At 51.7% G+C, this 25,814-nt stretch carries 22 protein-coding genes; 7 read left to right on the top strand and 15 right to left on the bottom strand.

The window, feature by feature from the left end; genetic code table 11:
* Positions 1–43 precede the first annotated feature (43 nt).
* From CLV60_RS16745 to CLV60_RS16710, 8 genes are all read right to left on the bottom strand, one after another.
* Positions 44–3,202, bottom strand: a complete 3,159-nt coding sequence (locus CLV60_RS16745) for an efflux RND transporter permease subunit (protein ID WP_106596507.1) — start codon at positions 3,200–3,202, stop codon at positions 44–46.
* A gap of 136 nt (positions 3,203–3,338) precedes the next feature.
* Entirely contained in the window at positions 3,339–4,520 is a 1,182-nt protein-coding gene (locus tag CLV60_RS16740) for an efflux RND transporter periplasmic adaptor subunit (RefSeq protein ID WP_106596506.1), read from the bottom strand.
* Positions 4,521–4,611: 91 nt separating this feature from the next.
* Positions 4,612–5,211, bottom strand: coding sequence for a TetR/AcrR family transcriptional regulator (locus tag CLV60_RS16735; RefSeq protein ID WP_106596505.1), 600 nt, complete (start codon positions 5,209–5,211; stop codon positions 4,612–4,614).
* 149 nt (positions 5,212–5,360) lie between these two features.
* A complete protein-coding gene (locus CLV60_RS16730) occupies positions 5,361–6,983 on the bottom strand; it encodes a L,D-transpeptidase family protein (protein WP_106596565.1) in 1,623 nt (540 codons plus the stop codon).
* A 443-nt stretch (positions 6,984–7,426) separates the two neighbouring features.
* Complete coding sequence (locus CLV60_RS16725) at positions 7,427–8,074, bottom strand: Abi family protein (RefSeq protein ID WP_211302246.1); 648 nt, start codon at positions 8,072–8,074, stop codon at positions 7,427–7,429.
* Between the two features lie 153 nt (positions 8,075–8,227).
* Positions 8,228–8,875 carry a response regulator transcription factor gene (locus CLV60_RS34705; protein WP_229211003.1) on the bottom strand — a complete coding sequence of 216 codons (648 nt, stop codon included), beginning with the start codon at positions 8,873–8,875 and terminating at the stop codon, positions 8,228–8,230.
* A 73-nt stretch (positions 8,876–8,948) separates the two neighbouring features.
* Positions 8,949–9,980 carry a helix-turn-helix domain-containing protein gene (locus CLV60_RS16715; RefSeq protein WP_106596503.1) on the bottom strand — a complete coding sequence of 344 codons (1,032 nt, stop codon included), beginning with the start codon at positions 9,978–9,980 and terminating at the stop codon, positions 8,949–8,951.
* Between the two features lie 110 nt (positions 9,981–10,090).
* Positions 10,091–10,639, bottom strand: a complete 549-nt coding sequence (locus tag CLV60_RS16710) for a DUF4136 domain-containing protein (RefSeq protein ID WP_170118791.1) — start codon at positions 10,637–10,639, stop codon at positions 10,091–10,093.
* A gap of 267 nt (positions 10,640–10,906) precedes the next feature.
* On the opposite strand from CLV60_RS16710, the gene CLV60_RS34260 reads away from it, so the two are divergent.
* The 4 genes from CLV60_RS34260 (at position 10,907) to CLV60_RS16695 (ending at position 14,696) form a co-directional block, all read left to right on the top strand.
* Positions 10,907–11,071 carry a hypothetical protein gene (locus CLV60_RS34260; RefSeq protein ID WP_170118790.1) on the top strand — a complete coding sequence of 55 codons (165 nt, stop codon included), beginning with the start codon at positions 10,907–10,909 and terminating at the stop codon, positions 11,069–11,071.
* A 118-nt stretch (positions 11,072–11,189) separates the two neighbouring features.
* Complete coding sequence (locus tag CLV60_RS16705; protein WP_106596501.1) at positions 11,190–12,503, top strand: Gfo/Idh/MocA family protein; 1,314 nt, start codon at positions 11,190–11,192, stop codon at positions 12,501–12,503.
* A gap of 15 nt (positions 12,504–12,518) precedes the next feature.
* The gene (locus CLV60_RS16700) at positions 12,519–13,640 is read left to right on the top strand and encodes a YncE family protein (protein ID WP_106596500.1); all 1,122 of its coding nucleotides are present in this window, start codon (positions 12,519–12,521) and stop codon (positions 13,638–13,640) included.
* A 138-nt stretch (positions 13,641–13,778) separates the two neighbouring features.
* Complete coding sequence (locus tag CLV60_RS16695; RefSeq protein WP_106596564.1) at positions 13,779–14,696, top strand: cation diffusion facilitator family transporter; 918 nt, start codon at positions 13,779–13,781, stop codon at positions 14,694–14,696.
* Positions 14,697–14,702: 6 nt separating this feature from the next.
* On the opposite strand, the gene CLV60_RS16690 is transcribed toward CLV60_RS16695, so the two are convergent.
* Positions 14,703–15,683, bottom strand: a complete 981-nt coding sequence (locus CLV60_RS16690) for a helix-turn-helix transcriptional regulator (protein ID WP_106596499.1) — start codon at positions 15,681–15,683, stop codon at positions 14,703–14,705.
* 89 nt (positions 15,684–15,772) lie between these two features.
* Between CLV60_RS16690 and CLV60_RS16685 the strand changes: the two genes are divergently transcribed.
* The gene (locus CLV60_RS16685; RefSeq protein WP_106596563.1) at positions 15,773–16,759 is read left to right on the top strand and encodes an NAD-dependent epimerase/dehydratase family protein; all 987 of its coding nucleotides are present in this window, start codon (positions 15,773–15,775) and stop codon (positions 16,757–16,759) included.
* A gap of 193 nt (positions 16,760–16,952) precedes the next feature.
* On the opposite strand, the gene lpdA is transcribed toward CLV60_RS16685, so the two are convergent.
* From lpdA to CLV60_RS16660, 5 genes are all read right to left on the bottom strand, one after another.
* Positions 16,953–18,362 (bottom strand): dihydrolipoyl dehydrogenase, encoded by a 1,410-nt coding sequence (gene lpdA / locus CLV60_RS16680; RefSeq protein ID WP_106596498.1) that lies wholly within the window; start codon positions 18,360–18,362, stop codon positions 16,953–16,955.
* 188 nt (positions 18,363–18,550) lie between these two features.
* Positions 18,551–18,874, bottom strand: coding sequence for a VOC family protein (locus tag CLV60_RS16675; protein ID WP_211302245.1), 324 nt, complete (start codon positions 18,872–18,874; stop codon positions 18,551–18,553).
* A 13-nt stretch (positions 18,875–18,887) separates the two neighbouring features.
* Positions 18,888–19,328, bottom strand: a complete 441-nt coding sequence (locus CLV60_RS16670) for a VOC family protein (RefSeq protein WP_106596497.1) — start codon at positions 19,326–19,328, stop codon at positions 18,888–18,890.
* 72 nt (positions 19,329–19,400) lie between these two features.
* A complete protein-coding gene (locus CLV60_RS16665) occupies positions 19,401–20,132 on the bottom strand; it encodes a helix-turn-helix domain-containing protein (protein WP_106596496.1) in 732 nt (243 codons plus the stop codon).
* 1 nt (position 20,133) lies between these two features.
* On the bottom strand, positions 20,134–21,636 hold the full coding sequence (locus tag CLV60_RS16660) for an arylsulfatase (RefSeq protein ID WP_106596495.1): 1,503 nt from the start codon (positions 21,634–21,636) through the stop codon (positions 20,134–20,136).
* A gap of 118 nt (positions 21,637–21,754) precedes the next feature.
* Here CLV60_RS16660 and CLV60_RS16655 point away from each other — a divergent pair, with 118 nt between their 5' ends.
* Both CLV60_RS16655 and CLV60_RS16650 read left to right on the top strand, forming a co-directional pair.
* Entirely contained in the window at positions 21,755–23,500 is a 1,746-nt protein-coding gene (locus CLV60_RS16655) for an ABC transporter ATP-binding protein (protein WP_106596494.1), read from the top strand.
* Positions 23,484–25,241: an ABC transporter ATP-binding protein gene (locus tag CLV60_RS16650; protein ID WP_106596493.1), complete on the top strand. Its 1,758-nt coding sequence runs from the start codon at positions 23,484–23,486 to the stop codon at positions 25,239–25,241. The genes CLV60_RS16655 and CLV60_RS16650 overlap by 17 nt, the downstream gene beginning before the upstream one ends.
* Here the strand turns inward: CLV60_RS16650 and CLV60_RS16645 are convergent.
* Positions 25,234–25,593 (bottom strand): GNAT family N-acetyltransferase, encoded by a 360-nt coding sequence (locus CLV60_RS16645; RefSeq protein ID WP_106596492.1) that lies wholly within the window; start codon positions 25,591–25,593, stop codon positions 25,234–25,236. The genes CLV60_RS16650 and CLV60_RS16645 overlap by 8 nt on opposite strands.
* Positions 25,594–25,814 lie beyond the last annotated feature (221 nt).

Below are 25,814 nucleotides of genomic sequence, written 5' to 3'. Positions count from 1 at the left end.
TAAATAAAATAGTCATCGCTTGTTGGGGCCGAAGCAGGCGCCACTATGGGAGTTCTGCTTCAACCAGTTCCGGCTTAGCCGGTTTTTTGACGACTTTTTCCTGCAAATACTGGAAGATCACGTACAATACCGGGATTACGAACACCCCGAAGATTACGCCCGTGAGCATTCCGCCTACCGCACCGGTACCGATCGAACGGTTCCCTAATGCTGAACCACCGGTAGCGCGCATCAGCGGCAAGAGACCGACGATGAATGCGAACGAGGTCATCAGGATCGGGCGCAGACGCAGGCGTGAAGCTTCCAATGCCGATTCGACAATGCTCATGCCGGCCTCGCGTCGCTGCACGGCGTATTCGATGATCAGGATCGCGTTTTTGGCGAGCAAGCCCACGAGCATGATCAAACCGACCTGCACGTAGATATTGTTTTCAATGCCCATCCAGTTGATGAATACCATCGACCCGAATACGCCCAGCGGAATCGTAAGGATCACGGCCAGCGGCAGGATGTAGCTTTCGTACTGTGCGGCGAGCAGGAAGTACACGAACACGAGGCTCAATACGAAGATCAGGATGATCTGCGAGCCGGAGTTAATTTCCTCACGCGTCATACCGGTCCATTCGGTTTTGTAGTTGTTCGGCAGCACCTTTTCAGCGGTTTCCTGCACGGCGCGGATGGCGTCACCGGTACTGTAACCCGGTTTCGGAGTTCCGTTGATCATCACCGCATTGTACAGGTTGTTGCGGGTTACGGTTTCTGGTCCGAATACGCGTTTCAGCCTTACGAGCTGGTTGGCCGGTACCATTTCGCCTTCGGTGTTTTTAACATAAATACCATCCAGCGATTGCGGATCTTTACGGTAGGTCGGATCAGCCTGCGCCATCACGCGGTAGTATTTTCCAAACCGGTTGAAATCCGACACGAAGCTCGAACCATAATAGATTTGCAGCGTTTGCAGCAATTCGTTGACCGGTACATTCAATTGTTTCGCTTTGGCATTATCTACTTCTAACTGGAATTGCGGGTTACCGGTTGCGAACGTGGTGAACGCATAGGCGATCTCCGGACGCTGCATCAATGCGCCGATGAATGCATTGGTTGTATTGCTGAGCTTTTCCAGGGAACCGTTTCCACGGTCTTGGAGCATAAATTCGAAACCACTGACGTTACCGAAACCATCCACGGTAGGGAAGGTGAAGAAGAACGCATTCGCGTCGTTCACCGACCGTACCTGCTGCGACATCATACCCACGATCTGGTTGAAATCCTGCACCTCGCCGCGTTGTTCCTTCGGTTTCATGCGGATAAATCCTACACCGTAAGGCGACGCGTTGGAGTTCGAAATGATGTTCATACCCTCCACAATGTAGCGCTGATCGGCGATAGGCGACTTTTTCACGATGCTGTCCACCTGCGCCATCGCTTTCGACGTACGGTCGAGCGAGCTGCCCGGAGGCGTGTTGAGCGCGTACAGGAGGAAGCCCTGGTCTTCGGTAGGAATAAAACCGGTAGGCGTGGTTTTGGTCAGCCAGAAGGTCGTTCCCGAGATCACGATCAGCCCGATGATGGTTACCCATTTCTGGCGAATCAGGAATTGAAGGCTTTTTACATAACGGCCGGTCATCGATTCAAAACCTGCATTGAATGCGGCAAAGAAGCGTGCACTGAAACCTTTCCGTTTGCCGCCATGGCCTTCTTCGGCATGCGGATTTTTCAGGAAAAGCGCGGTTAGCGCAGGGCTGAGCGTCAACGCGTTCAGCGCGGAAATCAAAATGGCTATGGCTAATGTAAATGCAAACTGTCGGTAGAATACCCCTGCCGGGCCCTGCATGAAACCGACCGGCACGAACACCGCGGCCATCACGAGGGTGATCGAAATGATCGCGCCCGAAATCTCGTTCATTGATTCGATTGTAGCCGGTTTGGCAGCCAGGTTCGTTCGCTCCATCTTCGAGTGCACCGCCTCGACGACCACAATGGCGTCATCCACCACGATACCGATCGCGAGTACCAATGCAAAGAGCGTCAGGAAGTTGATCGTGAAGCCGAAAAGCTGCATGAAGAAGAACGTACCGATGATCGCCACCGGAACAGCGATGGCCGGGATCAAGGTCGAGCGGAAGTCCTGCAAGAAGATGAACACGACGATAAACACGAGGATGAATGCCTCGAAAAGTGTTGAACGTACCTGGTTGATCGACTCGTCGAGGAAGTCCTTCGAGTTGTACATGATGGTCGTTTTCAGGCCTTTTGGCAATGTTTTGGAAAAATCTTCGACCAGTTTCTCCGCCTGGATCAGAATGTCGTTCGCATTGGTACCGGCAGTCTGGAACACAGCCACACCGGACGATGCATTGCCATTCAGTTTACCATTCGAAGAGTAGGTATAAGAACCGAATTCAACCCGCGCTACGTCTTTGAGGCGGATCACCGAGCCATCGCTGTTGGCTTTGATGATAATGTCCTCATATTCTTTGTTTTGCGTGAGTTTTCCTTTGTATTTCAAAACATATTCAAAAACCTCTTTACTCGCTTCACCCAAACGACCCGGGGCCGCTTCAAGGCTTTGCTCACGAATGGCACCTGTTACTTCCTGAGGCGATAATCCATAAGCTGCGAGGCGGTCCGGTTTAAGCCAGATACGCATTGAATAATCGCGCGTACCGAATGGCTGCGCCTGACCGACCCCCGGTATACGTTGCAGCTGAGGTACCAGGTTAATTTTAATATAGTTCAAAAGGAACGTCTCGTCGTAAGTGCTGTCCTCGCTCGAAAGCGCCACGAACATGATGATCGAGTTTTGTTGCTTTTGCGTAGAGATACCGGCTTGAACAACCTCTTGCGGAATCTGGCTTACCGCTTTGGAAACGCGGTTTTGCACGTTTACGGCCGCGATATCCGGGTCGGTGCCCTGTTTGAAATACACGTTGAGCGCCATGGTACCATCGTTGTTGGACGACGACGTCATGTAAGTCATGTTCTCAACCCCGTTCACGGCTTCTTCGATGGGTGTCGCCACTGCGCGGGCAACTACTTCTGCGTTCGCTCCCGGATATACGGCGGTCACCTGGACCGTCGGCGGCGCGATGTCGGGGAATTTCGTTATCGGCAGCGTAGTGAGCGATATGATCCCCAGGAGCAATATCAGGATGGATATTACCGTCGAAAGGACGGGCCTTTCTATAAATTTCTGAAACATATTATTGGAATTTGTCCCCGTTCACGGGGCTCATGATCGAGTGTTTTGGCAAAGCGGGAGCGGTCCACCGCATTTGGTAATGCGATGGTGCTCTGCTCATTGGTGTGGAATTCGTGAACCTTTTACACCCGGCTGGTCAGATCGGATTGGCGTGCAGCAGACTGTCCATCGACATTTTCTGCGGTGCAATGGCCATTCCGTCGCGCAACCTGTCAAGTCCTGAGTATACGATCTTCTCTCCGGGTTTCAAGCCTTTCGAAATCAGGTAGTAGCGTCCGCTGCGATCGGCGACCGTCACAGGGCGGCCTTCCACCTTGTTGCTGTCGAGTACGGTGTAAACCAGCACTTTGTCCTGCAATTCGAAAGTGGCTTCCTGCGGTATCAGCACCGATTTCGCCAGCTGGCGCGGAATGCGGATCCTGCCCGTATTACCCGAGCGAAGCAAGCCGTTGCCATTCGGGAACGTGGCACGGAAGTTGATCGCGCCCATGGTTTTATCGAATTGTCCTTCAACGACTTCCACTTTTCCTTTTTGAGGATAAATGCTGTTGTCGGCCAATACGAGTTCAACCGCCGGTATATGCTTGATCTTCTGCTCGATGGTGTTTCCTTCAAATTCCTGCTTGAAATCCAGGAAGTCGAGCTCGCTCATGGAGAAGTACACGTGGATGTCTTTCGTTTCCGAGAGGACTGTCAAAGCCTCCACGTTGTTCTTGCCCACGAGGCTACCGGTTTTGAAAGGGATAATCCCGATATAACCATCGGCCGGGGCCGTTACCGAAGTATAACCTACGTTGATTTTCGCTGCGTCGACAGCTGCCTGTGCTTGTGCAACATTGGCCTTTGCCGCGTCGTATGCCGCTTTCGCGGTTTTCAGCTGAACATCGGAAACTACTTTGTTGGCTACCAGCGGCGTGAGCTTTTCAACGTTGATCGATGCGCTTTCCAACGCAGCCTTCGCCGATTGCAGACTGGCTTTCGCTGTGTTGAGCTGCTCGGTATATGGGCGGGCGTCGATGTGGAAGAGGACTTGTCCCTTGCGTACGTACGCGCCTTCGTCTACGGAGATGCGGTCGAGGTAGCCATCCACTTGCGGGCGGATCTCGATATCACGGCTGCCCTGGATGGAGGCGGTAAATTCACGGTGCGCGGTTACTTCGTGATCGCTAACGGTGATAACCGGCAACGCCTGAGCGGGCGGTGCCGAAGCGGGTGCATTGGCGGTGGATGAACCACAGCTATATATGGCTGCGGACCCCGCGGCTAGTAGCAGGAATGCGGCTAGCCCTTTTGCTTTTTTTAGTTGAACGGTTTTCATGGATGTGGACTTTTTGCGGTGATAATCAGTTGTTTGTGAATAGGTAGTGAAGTTATTAATACTAACGGTGTTAACCAAAAAGGAAAAAAAATTACAGGTTTTTGATGAAGGCGTTAACAGTGTCGTCCATTACTTTTTTGTTCATTTGAGAGTCGTCGATATCCGAGCAGCGCATCATTACGATCGAAATCAGGCCGTGCAGTACTGACCAGAACGCATAAATTTTGAAGCAAGTTTCCTCATCTGAAGATTTATTATCTTTTACGATTCCCTCAATCGCCTCGGCAATGTGTTCGCGAAAGCTGTTGAATTCCGGCTTCGCTTTGCCCGGGCTTGAACAAGGCATCCCCAAACCGTACATGAGCTGATAGTATTCGGGATTTTTGAAAGCAAAGTTCCAGTAAGTTTCGGCGTGGGCCCTTAGCCGCTCTTCCGGATCCGCATATTTGCGCTTGTCTTTTTCCAGTAATCTATCGAGTAACCGGAAACCGTCCATAGAAAGTTCAAAGAGGATCGCTTCTTTATTTTCGAAGTGATCATAGATTACCGGTACGCTGTATTCGATGGCATCGGCTATCTTCCTGATTGACAGGGATTGCCAGCCTTCTTCTTTGACCAATTGCATGGCTACCGCCAGGATATTGGTCCGCATATTTTCTTTTTGCCGTATTTTTCGTTCGAGGATTCCCATGGTAATACCAAATTTACCTAACGATGTTAGCAAAGGTAAGGCGGCTTTCCCAGAATATCAACCGCCACCCGCTTACCTGCAGGTAACCTCTGCTTTCGGATATTTTGTTGACCAAAACCGTGCCCGGAGCGCGCACTTGCTCCAAAATGTCAGCGAGTTACAGCCTGGGCGACGGGCATTTCGGCGGGGCCGAACAACCGTTCTTCCATCTTGCGGTCGTGTCCGTATACATCCTTGCGGAACTGCAAATTGCCGTGCTGATCCACCCAGGAGGTGAAATAGCCTATAAAAACGGGTACCTCGTTCTTGCCGCGGAGGCGTACATATTTCTCTTTTCCGGCATTCATTGCCTCGGTAATTTTCTCGTTCGTCCAGGTGCTGTCGCGGCGCAGGAGCCATTCCGCCATTTTCTTAGGTTCGGCAAGCCGGATGCATCCATGGCTGAACGCCCGCTGACTTTCCTTGAAGAGACTTTTGCTGGGGGTATCGTGGAAATAAATGCTGTAACTGTTCGGGAACAGGAATTTTACGAGTCCCAGCGAGTTGGATTTGCCCGGTTTCTGCCTCACCGAGCCACCATTCCACTCCATATTGTGTCGTGCCAGATAATTCGGATTCTTTTTGATTCCGGGCAAAACTTCCTTTTTCAGAATACTCGTCGGGACATTCCAGTAAGGGCTGAAAACGATCTGATTTAATGTACCTGAAAAAATGACAGTACTATTGGCTTCGGAACCCACTACTACCACCATATCGAATGACAATTTGCCATCTTCGTAAGCATGCAGGGTAAATTCGGGAATGTTTACGAGAATGTAATCGGTAGGAGGTGCGGCCGGCATCCAGCGAATGCGTTCCATATTGATCAGCATCTGACGGATGCGGCTCGTTACAGGAACATTCAGCTCCTTAAAGAATGCGGGACCGGTAACACCCGTCTGTTTTTGGCCCACGCGCTGTTGGAAATGCCTAACAGCGTTAGTCAGCGTGGAGTCAAATGCCGGCGTGCTGTCGGGTTCGGGAAGGTCACCGAGCAAGTGCAGGCGGTTTTTCAGGGCTACGAGGAGCGTATCGCGGTCGCCTTCTCGGAATTTCTTCGTGGTAGCGACTGTATCCGGCTCTCCGTTTTTAGTAAGTGTGTAATATTGCAAAACTTTCTGTTTCAGTAGATTGTAATGTCTGTTGACAGGTTCGTAAGATGCCACATTCTGCCCTTTGTTTTTCAAAAGTGAATCCAGGAAAACCTCGGGATTCAACTTCCGGCGGGGGATAAACCAGTTGAGTTCCTGGGTGTTGATTTTGTGGTCGCCGGAGTAGGCGAGGTCGGTATAGCGGAAAAACTGCTCGGTCAATGCAAGCTCTGCGTCCACCACCAGCGCATTGTTGGGGCTGATCTTTTTCAGCTGCGAAAGTGAGTCGATGGTTTTGTCCAGCGAAGGATTGTATAGCGTGCTGTCGCCCGAATAATGAATGTAATCGTTCCGCAAGCTTTGGAAAATCGGGACAAATTCGGCCACCCCGTCGGGGAAAAACCAGGCATACTGGTAGTTCCGATGGTTGTAGAAGCTGCGCAGCTTGGCATTCAGGCTATCGCCGAGGGAGTGCTTGGTAATGTAGGAAGCCAGCGCAGTGGTGTCGATAAAGAGCTCGGTAAAAGAGTTTTCGACCGTAATGGTGGTATCGCGGACGGCGATCTCGGTTTTCTTTTCGGATGTCTGGCGGCAGGCGGCCCCGGCAACGGCCAGGGCAATGAATAATGCGATTTTCTTCATATACATAACAAGGTCGCGGATCGCACCAATATACCGCCTTTGCCGTTAGAAATCCCATTCCTACCGAAGGATTATAAAATTTGGCGACCTCCTTCTATACTTATTAGCTTCGGTCGAGAGATTTGGTTTTTTGTTGTTGATTTCTACCCGGACGCCAAGGTGCTGATACTTGGCTCCGGGTTTTTTATTGGCTATTGCCAGAAGGGGTCTTGCATCCAGTTTGACGGGAATCCCATTGCCCTGATGTCGACATGATCATATTTGAATAGCAAGGATTTGAGCCTTGGTACAAAGCTTGATTTCGGACTCACAGTTTGAAGAAGGTACCGGATCATTACCAACGAAAAGTAAGTGCGATCACTTTTGATATTTCTAACCTGGACATATGCTTGCTTGGGCGATTGTGGTAGTTGCGGTTTAATGCTAAGCGCGCGGTTCCAAAGTCAGGAATGATGTGCGCAGATGTTTCGAAGATACACCATACAATGCAGCCAATTTTCAAAGACAGTTTCGGCAAGTCCAAAATGATTGGCAATTTCCCGCTTATTTTTTCCAGCTTTCAAATGCGAGAAGAGTTTAGATAGGGTACCAAATGACATGATTTCGATTGCCATCCATGCGGGAGGAAGTTTGTTGTGATAATTCATTCGAAACGCGCGAATGAATTCCTCATCGCTCCGTAAAAACTCTTCCGATACTTTTGGTTCTATGAGGTCCAGGAATTTTTGAGGGTGCTTGTAGATATTAGGGTCTAAATAGCCAAACGCACCGGCGTTTTCGGAAAGGACATGAATGATTCTGGCCCGGACGGCAATTTCTATTTTTTCAAGCTCGGAAATGATTACGGCTCTGAGCTCGCGGTCAAAACAATAGAGCCTGAAAGCATCTTCAAATCTGGCGCCGGACTTAAACAAATGTGTTTTCTTATCAGCGAGAAGCGGATACCAGTATCCACTTAAACGATAGTAGCTTATATTTTTGAGCAGATGGAGCGCCTTGCCGGAATCTTTTATGATAAGTCCCCTGGTAATGAGTTGTTGAATCTGTTGGCAAAAACTAAGGGCCGGTTTTGAATAGTGTGTTCTTAGCATATGCCTATAAATGCAAAAAGTTCACCCTAAGCGCCCTGTTCTGATGGGAAGGGGGGTGAACATGTTAATTCAAATTTACGGAAATTTTTCTGCCAAGTCGCTACTTATGAGACCCAAATGTGCAAACGGCCGAGCCTGGTTACCAAGCAACCTTCATCCCAACACGCCCATCCGCAGCGCCGCTTTTGTCAGCCCCACCACATTCTTTACCTGCAACTTCTGAAAAAGGTTACGTCGGTGTGTTTCGACGGTTTTAATGCTGATGAACAATTTCGAGGCAATGCGGGAGGTGGAGTACTCGCGGGCGACGAGGGCCAGGATTTCCTTTTCGCGGGTACTGAGGGCAGTTTGTGTCGGATGCTTGGTCATTAAATCTGCCACAGTTTCAAATGCATTGACGAGACGGCCGATAATATGCTGTCCGTAGAAAACCCGACCTTTTCGTATGGCCGTGACCGCTTCGTAAGATTCGTGAATGTCGGAAGTGACGTCGAGGCAGCCGTGGACTCCGGCGCATATGAGCTCCCGCACACGCGAAGTGGTCTGTGCAGTGCTGTAAATAAGGATTTTCAATTGCGGGTTTTTCTGATTGATGGTTGCAATTTTTGCAGGAAGGTTGTCGGAGCCATAATCAAAGATGACCAGGAGCGTGGCGTCGGGAGGTACGTCCGTAAGCTGGGCGGGGCAGCACGCCCGGCCGATAACTTCGAGCTGCATATGTTGGCAGAACCAGGCTGTGAGTGCTTCTCGTTCAAGCGGGTTGGGGTGTATGAGCAAGGCTTTGAGAACAGACGTGAACATGGCAAGTTTGGCTTTTTTCCAAACATAATGTGCTTCTCGCGTCGCTTTCAAAGCCTAATCGACGACCGGCGTTTTAAATCGATGAAGGCGGGCTGAATGTTGGAGTGAGCGGCGTCACGCTGCCCGGCGTCACGGCGAATGCGTCCTTGAATGCCTTGGTAAATTTACTCAGGTTATTGTAGCCAAGCAGATAACCTACTTCCGAAGCGTTCATTTTTTCGGTAAGCAGCAATTCGCGAGCCTTGTGCATCCGCACATTTTTGTAGAACTGATAATAGGTGTGCCCGAACAGCTGTTTGAAAAGGTTTTTGAACTTCGTTGGCGACATCAGTGCTCGTTGCGCCGCGGCGTGCAGGGGCGGGCAGGGTTGTTGGTATTCTTCCAGCAATGAGCGGCGGATCTCGTTCAGTTTCAGTACGTCCAACGGGTGTATAGGAGCCGCCTGAGCTTTCCGGGATCTTCGTTCCTCGACCTTTTGAAGTACATGATGACAAAGTTCCAGGCAGCGCGAATGAATGAGCAGGTTGTTCCCGCGCCTGTCGTGCATTTGCCTGTCCATTTCTTTCAACAGGTTCAACGAATAGCTATCGAGGCATTCGACATGGTAAACCGGCTTGTCGGCGTCGGCGAAAGAACGCAGTAACGGCTGCTGCGTTTCGGGCTGGCGTGAAATGAAATCATGGATCCTCTCGTAGGTCAGTACGATAAAAATAAGGTGGTACTGCACGCCAGGCTCGAAGGAGTAGGAGGCTGTGAGCTGGGGCGAGCTGAAATACAGGCCGTTTTCAGTTCCATAGCCGAGGTTGAACTGCTGCTCACCGGTGCGGGTTTCGAGGTACTGCTCGCTGAGGTTTGAAACAAGTACATAATACCCAGGATCATGCGTAATCTTTCGTTTGAATATCACCGGTTTGTGAAATTGAACGACTACCCGCCTCACGCGCAACCCCTGATCGATATTTACCCGGTAGAAGTCACCTTTACCGATTTCGTTGTCGAAGGTGAGGGAGTCGTCATCCAAAGTGGCATGTAGCTGCGGGCCGATCTGGGCAAACCATTGATCGTCATTCTTGTACGTGATCGTAAGCGGTTTTGAAGCAGGCATAACCCATGCAGGTCGGGGAGATTTGGGCCGACCGACGCATAAATATATGCAAAAGCAAAAAGCCCGGAGCACCTATCGGGTGTCCGGGCCTGAATTCCCTGGGAAGTGCGCTATTGCAGCTTACCCAGCAGCTCGTTGACCGCCGCCGTGAGGCCGGCTTCTGCTTTTGCGGTATTCTCGGGTAAAATGCCCTTCACGCCGCTCCGCCACACGAGCTTGTCGTTTTTAGTGTCGATGATGTCGAGGATCAGCGTGCCCTCCTGGTACTTTCCTACCTCAATCTCCTCGCTCTTCCAGGAGTAGCGTCGCTGGCCCATGTATCTTGGCAGGCCGTCCGTCCGGAAGTCGGTGGTGCGTGTCTGCGTTTTTTCCTGCAATTGCACCGACAAGTTCACCATCAGTTCGGGACGCTCGCTTTTTACGAGCCCTCTTTCCGCCATATCGCCCGTGATGATTTTAGTAGCCAGCTGCTTGCTTTCAGCGAAATGCGGCGCAAGCGTGTCGGCTCCCTCGGGGAAGGTATATTGAAGGTCGAAAGTCTGGTAATTCCGGACTGAGAAGCCGGTTTCCTTCGAAGTTTTCAGATGCTTGTAACCCGTGCTGCAAGCGGTAAAAAAGACTGCCATCGCAACTACGATTCCTATTAAGCTCTTTTTCATGATCCGAATCTGTTTTAAGTGATTGACTTGATAGCGGCCGGTTGATTTCAGTAACCGTCCAGCCGAGGTGTTTCTGTGTTTGGATGATGCAAAATTAGTTTCCCCGGTTGGAAGCAGGTTAGCCCGGAAAGACAGCGGAATATCCCGAAAGGACATTATCGTACAGTAGGGATTAGATTTTTATTATAATCGCATAACCCCGGTGTACAAGCGCCGGATTCACATTTACTTTGCCATCCTATTCTGAAACACCAATTCAACAAACTCATGACGCTCCTCAGTTTTGCACTTCGGATCAAGGAAGTCAGGGATTTACAAAATTCCTACGCTGCGACGCGTGATATCGACGTTCTCGCTCGCCTGAAAGATATGGAGAAAGAGCTGGACAGGTTGATTCACAGCATTATTACAACTCCACGTAACCCCTTCTAATGTCTTTTGCCGGTGGCGTGAACACATAACGCTTGACGTCGCCGGCGTTCCTTTGCCACACAATGGGTAATATCGGTTGGCGGGTCACTTTTAAAAAGTAACCAACCTGAACCGACCTATGAGCCATTCACGACGTGACTTTCTTGGCACTGCCTCCGCCCTCGCCGCAGGAGCCGGCCTTTCGGCCATTATACCTTCTTCTGTTTCTGCTTTCGCGCCGGTTTCGGCTGCCGACAAGATCCGCATCGGCGCCATTGGTATTAACGGAATGGGCTGGGCTGACTTGAATGCCATTCTTAAAAATCCGGGTACGGAATGCGTGGCACTCTGTGACGTAGACAAAAATGTGCTCGATAAGCGCGCCGCGGAATTGGCCAAGGGCGGAGCGAAAGTGAAAACTTATGGTGATTACCGGCAGCTGCTGGCTGATAAGGACGTCGACGCCGTGGTGATAGGCACGCCCGACCATTGGCATTGCCTCATGATGGTTGAAGCCTGCCAGGCGGGGAAGGATATTTATGTAGAAAAACCTATTGGCAACTCTATTGCCGAATGCCGCGCGATGGTAGCCGCTCAGCAGCGCTACAATCGCGTAGTGCAGGTGGGGCAGTGGCAGCGCAGCCAGAAGCACTTCCGCGACGCGATCGATTTTGTGCATTCCGGCAAGCTGGGGAAAATCAGGCTGGTGAAAGTGTGGGGCTACTTTGCGTGGGTGAACCCGATCAGTAAACTGCCGGACGGCACTCCGCCTGCGGGTGTGGACTATAAAAGCTGGCTCGGTCCGGCGCAGAACAGGCCCTTTAACCCCAATCGCTTCCACTTCAATTTCCGGTGGTTCTGGGATTACGCGGGCGGGTTGATGACCGACTGGGGTGTGCATTTGCTGGATTATGCATTGCTGGGAATGAAATCCGCCACGCCCAACAGCATTATGGCGGCCGGAGGCAAATTTGCCAACCAGGATTCCGGCGCCGAAACGCCCGATACCCTCACCACCGTATTCGAATTCGACGAGTTTAACATCCAGTGGGAGCATGCCATGGGTATTGATGGCGGTCCGTATGCGCGCGGGCACGGCATCGCCTTTATCGGTAACAACGGAACGCTGGTACTGAACCGCGATGGCTGGGAGGTGATTCCCGAAGGGAAGCGTATGGAAGCCGTGGCATTCCAAAAATCAGTAGATAACGGGCTCGATCTGCACGCGCAGAATTTCATTGAAGTAATCAAATCTAGAAAAATGATCGATCTGCACGCGCCTATTCAGGTGGGTTCGGACATCGCCGTGTTCTCGCAAATGGGTAACATCGCTTACCGCACGGGCAAGAAGATTTATTGGGATAAGGAAAAAGGGAAGTTTACGGATGATGATGCCAATAAGCTGATCGCCAAGGAATACCATAATGGCTATAAGCTCCCCTCTGTTTCATAAATTTTGCAGATAAATATGAAAAGGATCTGTATCTGGTTGAGTTTACTTCAAATCGCACTCACACACGCGGGTATTGCGCAGCAGGCACCTAAAGCAGGCAAATCCGCGGGTGCGAAGCGCTACCTGTACGTAGCGACGCCCGGTATCAGGGATTACCTCGGTTACGGCGGGCACGGGTTGCTGGTTTTTGATATGGACAACCATCACCGGTTCGTGAAAAGGATCGCTACCCGCGGTATGCACCCGAATGGCAAGCCTTCCAATGTGAAAGGTGTGGCGGTGAGCCTGCCGCTGAACAGCATTTTCGTGAGCACGATCGAAGGATTGCAACGGATCGATCTTACGACAGAAAAGATCGTTTGGGAAAAGGCATTTGAAGGCGGCTGCGACCGGATGGCAATCTCGCCCGACGGCCGCACGATGTACCTGCCGTCCCTCGAAAAAGGGTTCTGGAATGTGGTCAGTTGCGAAACGGGGGATATTATCAAAAAGATCACCGTGCATAAAAGGGCACATAATACGATTTACGGTGCTTCGGGAAATGCGGTGTACATGGGCGACATCGCGAGCCCTTGGCTGCATATCGCCGACCCGAAAACACATGAGCTCACCCGGAAGGTAGGCCCATTCGCCAATTACGTACGGCCATTCACCATCACCGCCGACGAATCGCGGGCTTACATTACGGTCGACAGTCTGCTGGGCTTTGAGGTAGGCGACATTCAAAAGGGTACCAAAATTGCGCATATCGAAGTAGAAGGGTGGGAGCGCGGCCCTGTGCGGCGGCATGGTAACCCCAGCCATGGCATTGGCCTCACGCCCGACGAGACGGAACTATGGCTCTGCGACGGGCACAATATGCGGATGCACGTTTTCAGTGCAAAACCGCCTTATCAGCAGCTCACCACGATCCCGGTACAGGATATGCCGGGCTGGGTGACATTCAGCATGGACGGCCGGTATGCATACCCGTCGAGCGGGGAGGTGATTGACGTCAAAACCCGTAAAATCATCACCACGTTGGAGGATGAGTTTCATAATAATGTGGCCAGCGAGAAAATGGTGGAAGTCCAGTTTGTGGGGAACAAGCCGGTACGCGCGGGCGACCAGTTCGGCGTTGGTCGTGCAGGAAAATGATTGGAAATAGGGCAGAGCGATGGCCGCAGCGCTGCTATTTTACAAAATGGTAATACCTCTCCCGGAACTTGCTTTCCGTTAAAGGTATTTCTAACTTATTCAGAGCGATCGCGTGGTATCCTGCGTTTGCCCGGCTTTATGAATGAGAGACAAAAACGGCTCAGGGAGCGACGGCTGATCAAGCTTTCGATCATTACCGGTTCGGCTTTTACGATCTGGGCCATTATCGTCGGTATAGCCGGTGATTCCAAATCCATTATTTTCGACGCCCTTTTTTCGATGGTCGGGATCAGCCTGTCGGGGGTGTCGCTGCTGGTGAACAACTTCGTCCGTAAGCCCGACGATGACGACCTGCCTTTCGGACGCGCGCAATTCGAGCCGTTTTCCATGACGCTGCAATCGGCGGTGATCATTTTCCTTTGTTTGTATTCGCTCGCGACGTCGGTAATGGACATCATCGGCGGCGGAAAGCTGGTCGAGCTCGACATTGCATTACCTTATCTGATAGCCTCCATTATCGGCTGTTTTTTGCTCTGGTTGTATTTCCGCCGGAAAGCGCTGCAAATCCGTTCGGAATATGTGCGCATCGAAGCCACCGAGTGGCAGCTCGATGCCCTGTTGAGTACCGGCGTACTCGTGGTGCTGTCGTTGGGGTATTTTCTGCGGGATACGTCCATGGCCTACCTGATTCCGTACCTCGATCCGGGGATGGTGATTGTCATTTCTATCCTTTTCCTGCGCATTCCGGTAAGGACGTTTTGGAAAAATATTAGGGAGTTGCTCCAATTCGCGCCCGACGACGAGGTGGAAGAGAAAATTCACCAGGAAGCCGAGGCGATCTCGAAGCATTACGGCTTCATCGATGAATATGTGCGCGTTGCCAAAACAGGCAGCAGCTACACCATTGAAATCGACTTTTTGCTGCCCGAAGAACTCGCGCATACGCAGGTGAAGGAGCTCGATGCGATGAGGCAGGAGCTGTACGAACGCATCCGGGGGGATTATAAAATGTGGCTTACCATTTCATTTACCACCGAACGTAAATGGATGATCTGATTGGGGCTATCGTGAGCTGCGCTGCAACTGCATTTGCTTGGGCGTAATGCCGAACTTCCTCTTAAATGCCTGAATGAAGTTGCTGCCGGTGGAATATCCCACGGCGTTGGCCACCTCATCGACCGTCATACCGCCGTCGAGCAGCATTTGGCGGGCGTACAACATCCGTTTCTCGTGGATCAGCCCGTATACCGTGGTATTGTATTTCAATTTGAAACCCTCGCGGATCTGGTGTTCGGTCAGACGCGAGTTTTGGGCAATGTTTTCCAGTGAATGGGCTGTCAGGAAATGGGTATTGAGGTAATCGAAAATTTCGGAGAGCTCTTGACTGGTACCCGAATGCAAACTGATAGCGTCCCGCTCCTGCCGGTACTGCTGCAATTGCAGGGCGAGTAATTCCAGGATTTTGCCGTTCAGGTACATTTCCGAAAGGTCGTCGGCCACGGGTGCATGCAATATGCGGTGCAATACCGAATGCATTTCGGCATTCACCGGTGCCGCTTTCCTGAAAAGCGCCAGCGGCCGCCCGTTTTCCAGCGCCTTTTCCAGCTGTTTTACCGGACTGCCGTTTTGTTGCAGGAATTGCAGCAAATGCTCCTTTTTCAGGATCAAAGCCAGGTATTCAAAGCCTTTCTGCCGGTTATAGAAGATGTCCGAATCGAAATTTTCGGAATAATAAATATTGTACTCGGCCGGCCGAAGCGGGTGTTCGCCGGGAATATCGCGGAAATGTGCGTTGGAATGGCCTGTGAGTTGGAAATGCAGGCTGATGTGCGGGTCGCTTTTCATACCGCGGATTTGCATATCCTGCAAAAAATCGGCCTGGAAACGGATAATGCCGAAATTACGGGAATAGGTATTCTTCACACGATGGTTCACGAAAGGTATCCGCGGCGCATCGTGCTCGAAGGTATCCACCGAAGACTGCGAAAGAAACTTCCTGCCCGCGATTTCCCTGTATGATTCATTATCAATGATATAAGCCATACACAAATTTCAATGTTTTTATCGGCTAACCCAATATTTTTCAAAATGCGGGACTGCTACCTTTGCCGGAAAACAGGTTTGAAACAATCATGAGTATTCTGGTAACAGGCAGTGCCGGGCATTTGGGCGAGGCGCTTATGCGTACCCTCAGGAGCCGGGGCATAGCAGCCACAGGCATTGATATTAAACATTCGGCATATACCGATCTGGTAGGCGATATTGCAGACAGGGATTTTGTGAGCACAGCGATGCGCGGCATCCGCACCGTCATGCACACTGCTACTTTGCACAAGCCGCATGTCGCGACACACAGCAAGCAGGATTTTGTGGATACCAATATCACTGGCACGCTCAACCTGCTCGAAGAGGCAGTGCTGCAAAATGTGTCGGCCTTTTTGTTTACCAGCACCACCAGCACGTTCGGTTCGGCGATGAACCCCGCGAAAGGAGCACCCGCGGCATGGATTACGGAAGAGGTTGTTCCGCAGCCTAAAAACATTTACAGCGTCACCAAGCTGGCCGCCGAAAGCCTCTGCGAATTGTTTCATCGCAAAAGCGGGCTGCCGGTGCTGATCCTGCGGACGTCGCGCTTCTTCCCCGAGGACGATGACAATGCCGAAACCCGCAAGTTGTACGACACGCCCAATGTACAGGCGCTGGAATTGCTCTACCGCCGCGTCGACATTGCCGATGCCGTTTCAGCGCATTTATTAGCCATGGAAAAAGCCGGAACGATTGGTTTCGGCAAATACATTATCTCGGCGACCACGCCGTTTACGCCTTCGCAATTGGCACAGTTACACACCGATGCAACAGCGGTGATCCGCACGCTTTATCCCGAATGCGAAATACTTTTTGCTGTGCAAGGCTGGAAGTTGTTTTCCGAGATCGACCGCGTGTATGTGAATGAGCGTGCGCGTCGCGACCTCGGGTGGGAGCCGGAATATGATTTTACCCACGTGCTCCGGAGTTTACGAAATGGCACTGATTTCCGGAGCGAGCTTGCGCGCGAAATCGGCAGCAAGGGGTACCACGAAGAGGAGTTTGAGGAAGGGCCGTTTCCAGTGGAGTCGTAAGGCGAAATTGTAGTTGTTGTGACATGCCTAGGGCATTTTGAAACACACGTTCCGGAACGCCTGGCTACCAATGTTACGTGCCTAATGACACTTTTAGGCGGAACGCTTAATCGCGTTAGCGATGAAACATTGGTAGCAGACAGTTCAAATTCATGAGGGGCAATGCCGTAGGCATGTAACAACAACACAAACCTTACATATTTAAAGCACCACGCCCTGAGGCCGTCAGAAACGCCTCTTTCAGCGCCTCTGCATACGTCGGGTGCGCGTAGGAAATCGTTGCCGATGCGAGATCCGTGATTTCATATTCCATGATCGTCACGGCCTGGGCAATCAGGTCGGCGGCACGGGCGCCGATGATGTGTACGCCCAGTACCTCGCCGTATTTCGGATCGGAAAGCACTTTGGCAAAACCGGACGTGTCGCCGGCTGCGCGTCCGCGACCACTAGCCGAGAACGGGAACTTGCCTTTATTATAAGGAATGCCCTGCTCTTTGAGCTGCTCTTCGGTTAGCCCCACGCTCGCCACTTCCGGCCAGCTGTACACGACACCCGGAATGCGGTCGTAATTGATGTGGTGCGGATGGCCGTGAATGCCTTCCACCGCGGCAATCGCTTCATCTTCGGCCTTATGGGCAAGCATCGGCCCTTTGATGACGTCGCCGATCGCATACACATTGGGTGCGGTCGTCTGGAAGGTCGCATTGGTTTCGATCCGGCCGCGGTCGTCCTTTTGGATGGAAGTGTTTTCAAGGCCCAAACCGTCGGTGTAAGGTTTCCGGCCGACCGCGACCATGCAATAATCGGTAGTGATTTCCTGCTGTTTCTGATCTGCGCCGGTGTATTTGACTGTCACCTGCTTCCCGTCGCTCACGGCCGAATCGACACGCTGGCTGAGGAGGATGTCGATCCCCGACTTGGTGAGGATCTTTTTCAGTTCGGTCGTCAGTTCCTTGTCCATCGTCGGCACAAGGTTGGCCGCATATTCGATGATCGTCACTTTGGTGCCGAGCCGTGCATATACCGACGCCATTTCCACACCAATTACCCCGCCGCCGATCACCGACATGGTGGCCGGTATTTCATTCAGCGACAGCGCCTCGGTGGAAGAGATGATGCGTTTTTTGTCGATCGCCGCATTCGGCAGTGAAATAGGCTTCGAACCCGTGGCGATGATCGTGTATTTGCTTTGGTACTCCTGCTCCGAACCGTCAGCCGCTTTCACGGTAATGCGGTCGTTGGAGAGGAACCGTGCGGTACCATAAATCACGGCGATCTTGTTTTTCTTCATGAGAAAATTGATGCCCGATACATTTTGCGATACCACTTCGCTTTTGCGTCCGAAGAACTGCTTCACATCCACCGAAAGCCCCTTGATTTGAATACCAAAATTTGCGAAGCGCGTTTCGGCATCATGGTAATGCTCGGAGCTGTCGAGCAATGCCTTGGCGGGAATGCAGCCCACATTGGTGCAGGTGCCGCCGAGGGCGTTGTACTTTTCGATAATGGCTGTTTTGTAGCCTAATTGGGATGCCCGGATGGCCGCGGTGTACCCGCCCGGCCCGGAGCCGATGACGATCAGATCATAGTCCTGGTTGATCATGGGAAAATTATACTTGGCAGTAATGAGTGATGATGTTTCAATTACTGCCCAATGTAATGCAACCGCCGGTGAATTTCAATGGGGGAGCGGAAGAATGGCGGTCGGCGGTCGGCGGTCATTCAGCTCACTGCCGTACAAATCTCAACCAGAAACCCGTTCAGGTCGCGGACATAGGATACAACCTGCCCCTAGGGTTTGGTTTTGGGTTCCGATACCAGCGTCGCGCCGGCATTCAGTGCCTTTTGAAATGCTTCCTCCACATTTTCGACTGTAAATCCAATCTCGAATGCAAATGGCTTCGCAGCGGGATCGCTTTCCGTGAAGCCTTCGGGGACGTTGGTTTTGGCTAGGTCGGTTTGCGCAAATGACAGGGTAGTGTTGCCTGTGATCAACTCGCTGTAATCGCCGTCGGGCGTGATAAATTTCCTTTGAAAGCCAAATGCATTCTCGTAGAATTCGATGGTTGCGGCTACGTCGCGGACGTACAGGATGGTGTATGCGAAATTTGCCATTGTTAGCTGAGTTTTAGAGATGAGCGATCGGCTGATGTCCGAGCACGTTGCCCGACTGGTCAACAGATATAAAAGGATTGTTTGAAATTTCCCAGATATTCCCTTCCGGGTCGGCAAACAGGAAATAACAGCCCCCAAAATCCGGTTCGGTAATGGGCTGGACGATTTCCACACCTTTACCCGATAGTTCGCTATAAATGCTTTCCACCTCCGCCTGGGAATTGACCATCAAAGCCATGTTAAATGGGCGGAAGCCGCTTCCTTCCGGGTCCCGATTGTTGAATTTCGCGAGGTCTTCCCGTCCAAACATGCCTAGCAAAATGCCGTTCAATTTGAAAAAGGCGATATCCTGATTAGCCGCTTCAATTTCCCAGCCCAGGACATGGGTATAGAAATCGCGGAGCGCCGGAAGATCGTCGGCAGCGAGCATAAGTACACTGAGTCGTTGTTCCATGGGATGTTTGTTGAATGATGCAACAAAACTAATAGCCGTCCCGCGAAGGCTGTTTGGAAAAATGCGACAAAATCAGAGCAGTGAAGGAGTGACGCCCGCATACCTGCGGATTTCGTTGCTGAGGTGGGCGTGGTCGTAATAACCCGTTTCGAGTGCAATGTCGAGCAGGGATTGCTTTTTACCTGTTTTGATGAGCTGCAACGCGTGCCGGAAACGCATGATGTTGAGGAATTCCTTGGGGCTGAGGCCGATATGCTGTTTGAATGTCCGCTGCAATTGGCGGATCGTCAAGCAACTATTCGCCGCCAGTGTAGCGACGTCGATCCGGCCGTTTTTTGATTCAATTTCCGTGATGACCGACATCATTCTGCGGTCCCCGTTTTGTAGCCTGCGGAGGAAGAACTGATCCAGGTAAGGTTTAGGCTCCGATTCCGCAGCGCGGAGGTCCGGAGCGAGCATTGGGTCAAACTCGACTGTTTGATCGGTGAAAATGTGCATGGATTCATATTGATAAAATGCAGCAAATCCGGCAGGCCGAAAACGTACACCGATGAGCAGCGACCGGGCCGACACGGCAGTTTCAATGGCGTGGGACATTGTCCCCACCAGGTAACTTTTTTCGTTTTTCATGAAGAAACCATCCGCATCCGGAAGCTCGTCGTCGCCGAGGTTCATGATAATATCGACGCAGCCATCCGGCAGGATCGTTTGGGTAGCTACGGGCGAGTCATCGCCTGTTACTTTCCAGTAGGCGTCGATGTAGGGCGCGAGCGCCGGATGAGGATGGTATTCCGTGTAGGCCATATTAATTATTACTAGCCGCTATGACGGGCAGCACAAATTGCCACGCCGGATTCGCTGGCTCCTGGTGCTCTTTTTTGACAATTTCGTCGAATTTTTTCAAAATATCCGGATGCTTCGCTGCGAGGTCGGTGGTTTCGCTACGGTCGGTTTGGAGGTTGAAAAGCTGCCACGGACTGCCGGGATTTTTGCGCAGGTCGGTTTTAACACCCTTCCAATCACCCATGCGGATGGCGATCTGGCCGCCTTTTTCGGGGTATTCGAAATAGAGGTATGGATGCTTTTGCTGCTTGTTGGTTTGTCCTAATAGCTCGGGCAAAAAGGAAATGCCGTCGGAAGGAGGGGCGGGTTGGCCTGTCAGGTCCGCTAATGTGGCTAAAAGATCAAACTGGGCGGAGATGTGGTCGGTTACCCGGCCCGGCTTGATCTTTCCGGGCCAGCGGGCGATGAACGGTTCGCGGATACCGCCTTCGTAGACGTCCATTTTGAGGCCGCGCAGCCCGGCCACGCTGTTAAAAAACTGCGGGTTCACACCGCCATTGAAAGTGGTGCCATTGTCGCTGCTGAACATCACAATCGTATTCCCGTCCAGACCCAGTGCTTTTAGTTTATCCAAAATAATGCCTACCTGATCGTCCAGAAAAGTGACCATGGCCGCATAGGTCGAAAGCGGATATTTGGTGGATGCATAGCCTTTTTCGCCATAATAAGGCTTCTCGTCGAACTGCCCGATGTATTTCTTGACATACTCGTCGGGTGCTTGCAGTGATACGTGCGGGATCGTGTAAGGCATGTACAGGAAAAACGGCCCGCCTTTGCTCCGGTCGATAAATGCCAGCGCCTTTTCGGTCATTTTTATCGGTGCATATTCCTTGCCTTTGAAAGTATCGAAGTCGGCGTCGGTGGCTGTGGCCGGGTCCAGTTTGCGGTGGACGTCCTGCCAGGGCTGCGCCAGGGTGTCCCAGCGGTCGTTCTCCCACAAATGCGACGGGTAGAGGTTATGCGCCTGTTTCTGGTCGAGGTAGCCGTAGTAGTAATCGAACCCTTGCCGGCTCGGAGTGCCTTCGGTATTGTTCATGCCCATGCCCCATTTGCCGGTGAGGGCAGTCGCATAGCCTTTTTGTTTCAGGAGTTCGGCCACGGTGAGTTCAGAGGCGGGTAACGGCATTTGTCCGCGCTCCTCGTCGTCGCGGAATGTGCCGAGCTCGAAATTTCCGCGGATTGCCGAATGCCCCGCGTGCTTGCCCGTCATGAGCATGGCACGCGCGGGCGCACACACGGGCGTACCTGTGTAGTGCTGGGTGAAGCGGATGCCCTCTTTGGCCAACCGGTCGAGGTTGGGCGTTTTGATCTTTTGCTGGCCGTAGCAGCCGAGTTCGCCGTAACCGAGGTCGTCGGCGTAGATGTAAATGATGTTGGGAAGGGCGTTTTGCGCCGGTTTGGCTTTTTGGGCCATTGCCGCGCAGGTAACGGAAAATGTCAGTAAGAAAAGGTTCAGAAGTTTCATTCAGATGTGGTTTGGATTTAGACGGGCGGGAATTTAACCAAAATTTAACCACAGGGGCCGGGAGTGATTCGAAAATATACCTTGCTATATTTGTCGCCGTATTTAATGCTAAACCCATATGTCTGAAAAAGCCAATCCCGGAAAGCCCAAGCAACCGGGCATATTCAGCTTACTGGCTCCATACAAGGGGTTGATCGTCATGCTTCTCCTGTTTGCATTGCTGAGCAACGGGGTCAACCTGTGGCTCCCCAAGCTGGTAGCCGACGGGATGGACGATTACACCCGTCAGCAGTTCGATCTCGACGCCATCCTGATCGAGTTCACCGGCGCGGTGATCTTTATTTTTGTTTTTGCATACCTGCAAAGCATTATCCAGACGTACGCCTCCGAAAAAGTAGCCCGTGACCTGCGGACGAAGCTGGCGGACAAAATTTCGAAACAAAGTCACGCATTTATCGAAGAAACGACCGCGGCGAAGCTGCTTACCAATCTTACTGCGGATATCGATTCGATCAAAATGTTTGTGTCACAGGCTATTGTGGCGATCGTCTCGTCGATATTTCTCATTATCGGTGCGAGTGTGCTGTTGCTGAGTATTAACTGGAAACTGGCGTTGACGGTGCTGGCTATTATCCCGATTATCGGGGGGATGTTTGCCATTACTTTAAAGAAAGTCCGCACGTTGTTTGTACAGAGCCGGGAGGTAATCGACTGGCTCAACAAGATCATCAACGAAAGCATCCTCGGTTCCGCGCTGATCCGGGTTGTGAACTCCCAGCAGCTTGAATACGCCAAATTCCTGGAAGCAAATACCAAAGCGAAAGGTTTCGGGCTGGCGATTCTGAGCCTTTTTGCCGGGCTTATTCCGGTGGTTCAGTTTACCGCTAACCTTTCCATGCTCACGATCCTGGTCCTCGGCGGGCATTTTGTGATCGAGGGGGATATGACATTGGGAAGTTTCGCGGCCTTCAACAGCTACCTGGGCATCCTGATTTTTCCAATCCTCGTCATTGGCTTCATGAGCAATGTGATTGCGCAGGCTACCGCTTCCTACGAACGGATCTCGACTGTTCTGAATGTAGCCGATCCGGTGGAAGGAGGGACTTCCACGGAAGCGCTGCGGGGGGATATCGTATTGGAACACGTAACGGTCCGCTACGGCGAAAAGCCGGCTTTGAAGGACGTGAGCTTTTCCGTGAATGCAGGTTCGCGCATTGCGGTGATCGGGCCCACGGCGGCCGGCAAAACGCAGCTCCTGTATTTATTGACCGGCCTCATCAAGCCGCAGGAGGGCAGTATTACCTTCGATGGGCGTCCGACCGACTATTACGACAGCGAATCGTTTCACCGCCAGGTGGGTTTTGTTTTTCAGGATAGTATCATTTTTAATATGAGCATCCGTGAAAACATTGCGTTCAGCACAACCGTCACGAACGAATCTTTGCAAAAAGCGATTGACACCGCCGAACTGAGCGCCTTTATCGAAACCCTGCCCGACGGCCTTGATACCATCGTTTCCGAACGCGGCGCGAGCCTCTCCGGCGGGCAAAAGCAGCGCATTATGCTGGCACGGGCACTGGCGATGAATCCCAAAGTGCTCCTGCTCGACGATTTCACCGCGCGGGTCGACAATACCACCGAAAAGAAGATCCTGGCGAATGTGGAGCGGCATTATCCGGGCATCACATTGATATCCGTAACGCAGAAAATCGCGGCCATTGAGCATTACGACCAGATTGTGGTGCTGATGGAGGGTGAGCTCATCGGCAGCGGGACACATGAAGAGCTGATGCTGACAAGCCCGGAATATGTGCAGATTTTCAATTCGCAACAAAGTACCAGCAACTATGAACTACGATCTTAACAAAATTTCGGAGGAGCAGCAGAAAACCTCCACGTTGAAGGCGCTCAGAAAGTTGCTGAAACTGATCGCACACGAGCGGGGCAACCTGGCTTTGGCGTTGGGTGCTATTACATTGAATACGGCTGTGAACCTCTTCGGACCCTACCTCATCGGTCATGCCATCGACCAGTACGTGGTCACGAAGCAGTTTCACGGATTGTTGGTTTTCGGCGCTATTTTGCTGGTGATGTATTTGCTCGGGCTCGCCACTGCCTACACCCAGACCAAACTGATGGGCGGCGTCGGGCAGCGGTTGCTATTTACGCTCCGAAATGCCATTTTCAACAAGTTGCAGCAGCTTCCGGTCGCGTTTTTCAACCAGAACAAGGCAGGTGACCTGATTTCCCGCGTCAATAACGATACCGATAAGCTGAACCAGTTCTTTTCGCAATCACTCATGCAGTTTGTGGGGAGCATTTTTACGATGCTTGGTGCCGGGATTTTTTTGTTAGTTATTAATGTCAAACTGGGCTCGGCGGCGCTGGCACCTGCGGTGCTGATCCTGATTTTTACCGTCGTACTTTCGCCGTGGGTGAAGGCTACCAATGCCAAAAACCTCAAAAGTACCGGTGCGCTCAGCGCCGAGATCCAGGAAAGCCTGAACAATTTCAAAGTGGTGATCGCATTCAACCGGCGCGACTATTTCAGGCAGCGTTTCCAGTTGGCGAACCTTGAAAACTACCGCACGGCTATCCGTGCGGGCCTGGCGAATAACATCTTTTTGCCCACCTATTCTTTCTTTTCCAATATTGCCCAACTGGTTGTGCTTACGTACGGCATACACCTGATCAGCATTGGGGAGTTCAGTGTGGGGTTACTGGTGAGTTACCTGGCCTATGCGGTCAATTTTTACAACCCGCTGCGGCAACTGGCGGCATTGTGGACGAGTTTCCAGGTGGCGATGGCCGGCTGGGACCGCATTTCGCAGATACTGGCATTGGAAACCGACCTTGTCCCGGTGGCTGAAAAGCCCCGCGAGGCCGATGGTGCATTGCTGGAATTCCGCGATGTGCGTTTCGGATACGATAGCCGTGAGATCCTCCATCAGGTCAATTTCAAACTCGAACGCGGCAAGACGTACGCGCTGATCGGCCCGACCGGCGGGGGGAAAACCACCACGGCCTCGCTCATTGCGCGCCTGTACGACCCGCGCGAGGGAACGGTGTTGCTCGATGGCCGCGATATCCGCACCTATTCTCCCGAGGAAAGGAGCCGGAAAATCGGTTTCATTTTGCAGGAACCGTTCCTGTTCTCCGGTACCATCCGTGAGAATATCCTTTACGGCAACGACCAGTTGAAGGATTATTCCAACGAGAAACTGGAACAGGTGATCCGCAGCGCCAATCTGGGAGAAATACTTGCATTGTTCGAAGATGGATTGGAAACGAAGGTTTCGGCAACCGCCGACAGCACGAGCTTGGGTCAGAAGCAGCTCATCGCATTCATGCGCGCTGTGTTGCGCAGCCCCGAGCTCCTGATCCTCGACGAAGCTACTGCCAACATCGACACCGTCACCGAAAAACTCCTGGGCGACATCCTGAAACAGCTCCCCGAATCGACCACGCAAGTGATCATCGCGCACCGCCTCAACACCATCGAAAACGCCGATGAAATCTTCTTCGTCAACTCCGGTGAAGTCAACCGCGCCGGCTCGCTGGACGACGCGATGGCGATGTTGCTGAAGGGGAATCGGGCTAGTTAGTATTTTTTATTTTATTGATTTGATGAATGAGAGGCATCAGGTCAAAATACATGGTTCTAAAACCATCTGGCGGCGGTAAGTGTTCATCTGGATTTGTATACCTGAATCCCAGTTTTGCGTAAAATCCTGACGCATCGTATGGCTTTTCCGGCATGTCGGCATCGAACAATGCGTCGACGGTCAGGAAGCGGATTCCGAGCCTTGGAACCAATTCTGATATAACATATTTCATTGCCCAGTCCATTAACCTCCTACCACACCGAAAACCAGCCCCTACCTCCGTTTGAGCTGGATTGAATTCAACGACGTCGTGTTTAGAAAAATCTATCCCTGCGAACTTGGGATAGGACATTATTTCCGTGTGTTTAATTTTTCGTTTTTGACCTGTTCACTAATCCTGTGAATAGTAGCCCAAGCCTGTTCATTAGCGAGATAACCGCCTGTTTTAATAGCTTTCGAAAGTGCTTCTGCCTCGCGTCCTACGACCGGTTTGGAGACGGTATCGCCTGAATGTTTCATTATGTGCAGTATTTAAATGAATGAATTTCAGTGAGCGATGGTCTGTCGGGATCG

Origin of the sequence: Dyadobacter jiangsuensis (genome assembly GCF_003014695.1) — a bacterium.
GTDB classification, from domain to species: Bacteria; Bacteroidota; Bacteroidia; order Cytophagales; family Spirosomataceae; genus Dyadobacter; species Dyadobacter jiangsuensis.
The sequence above is the reverse complement of the archived record's forward strand: the minus strand, read 5'-3'. Positions and strand labels throughout refer to the sequence as shown.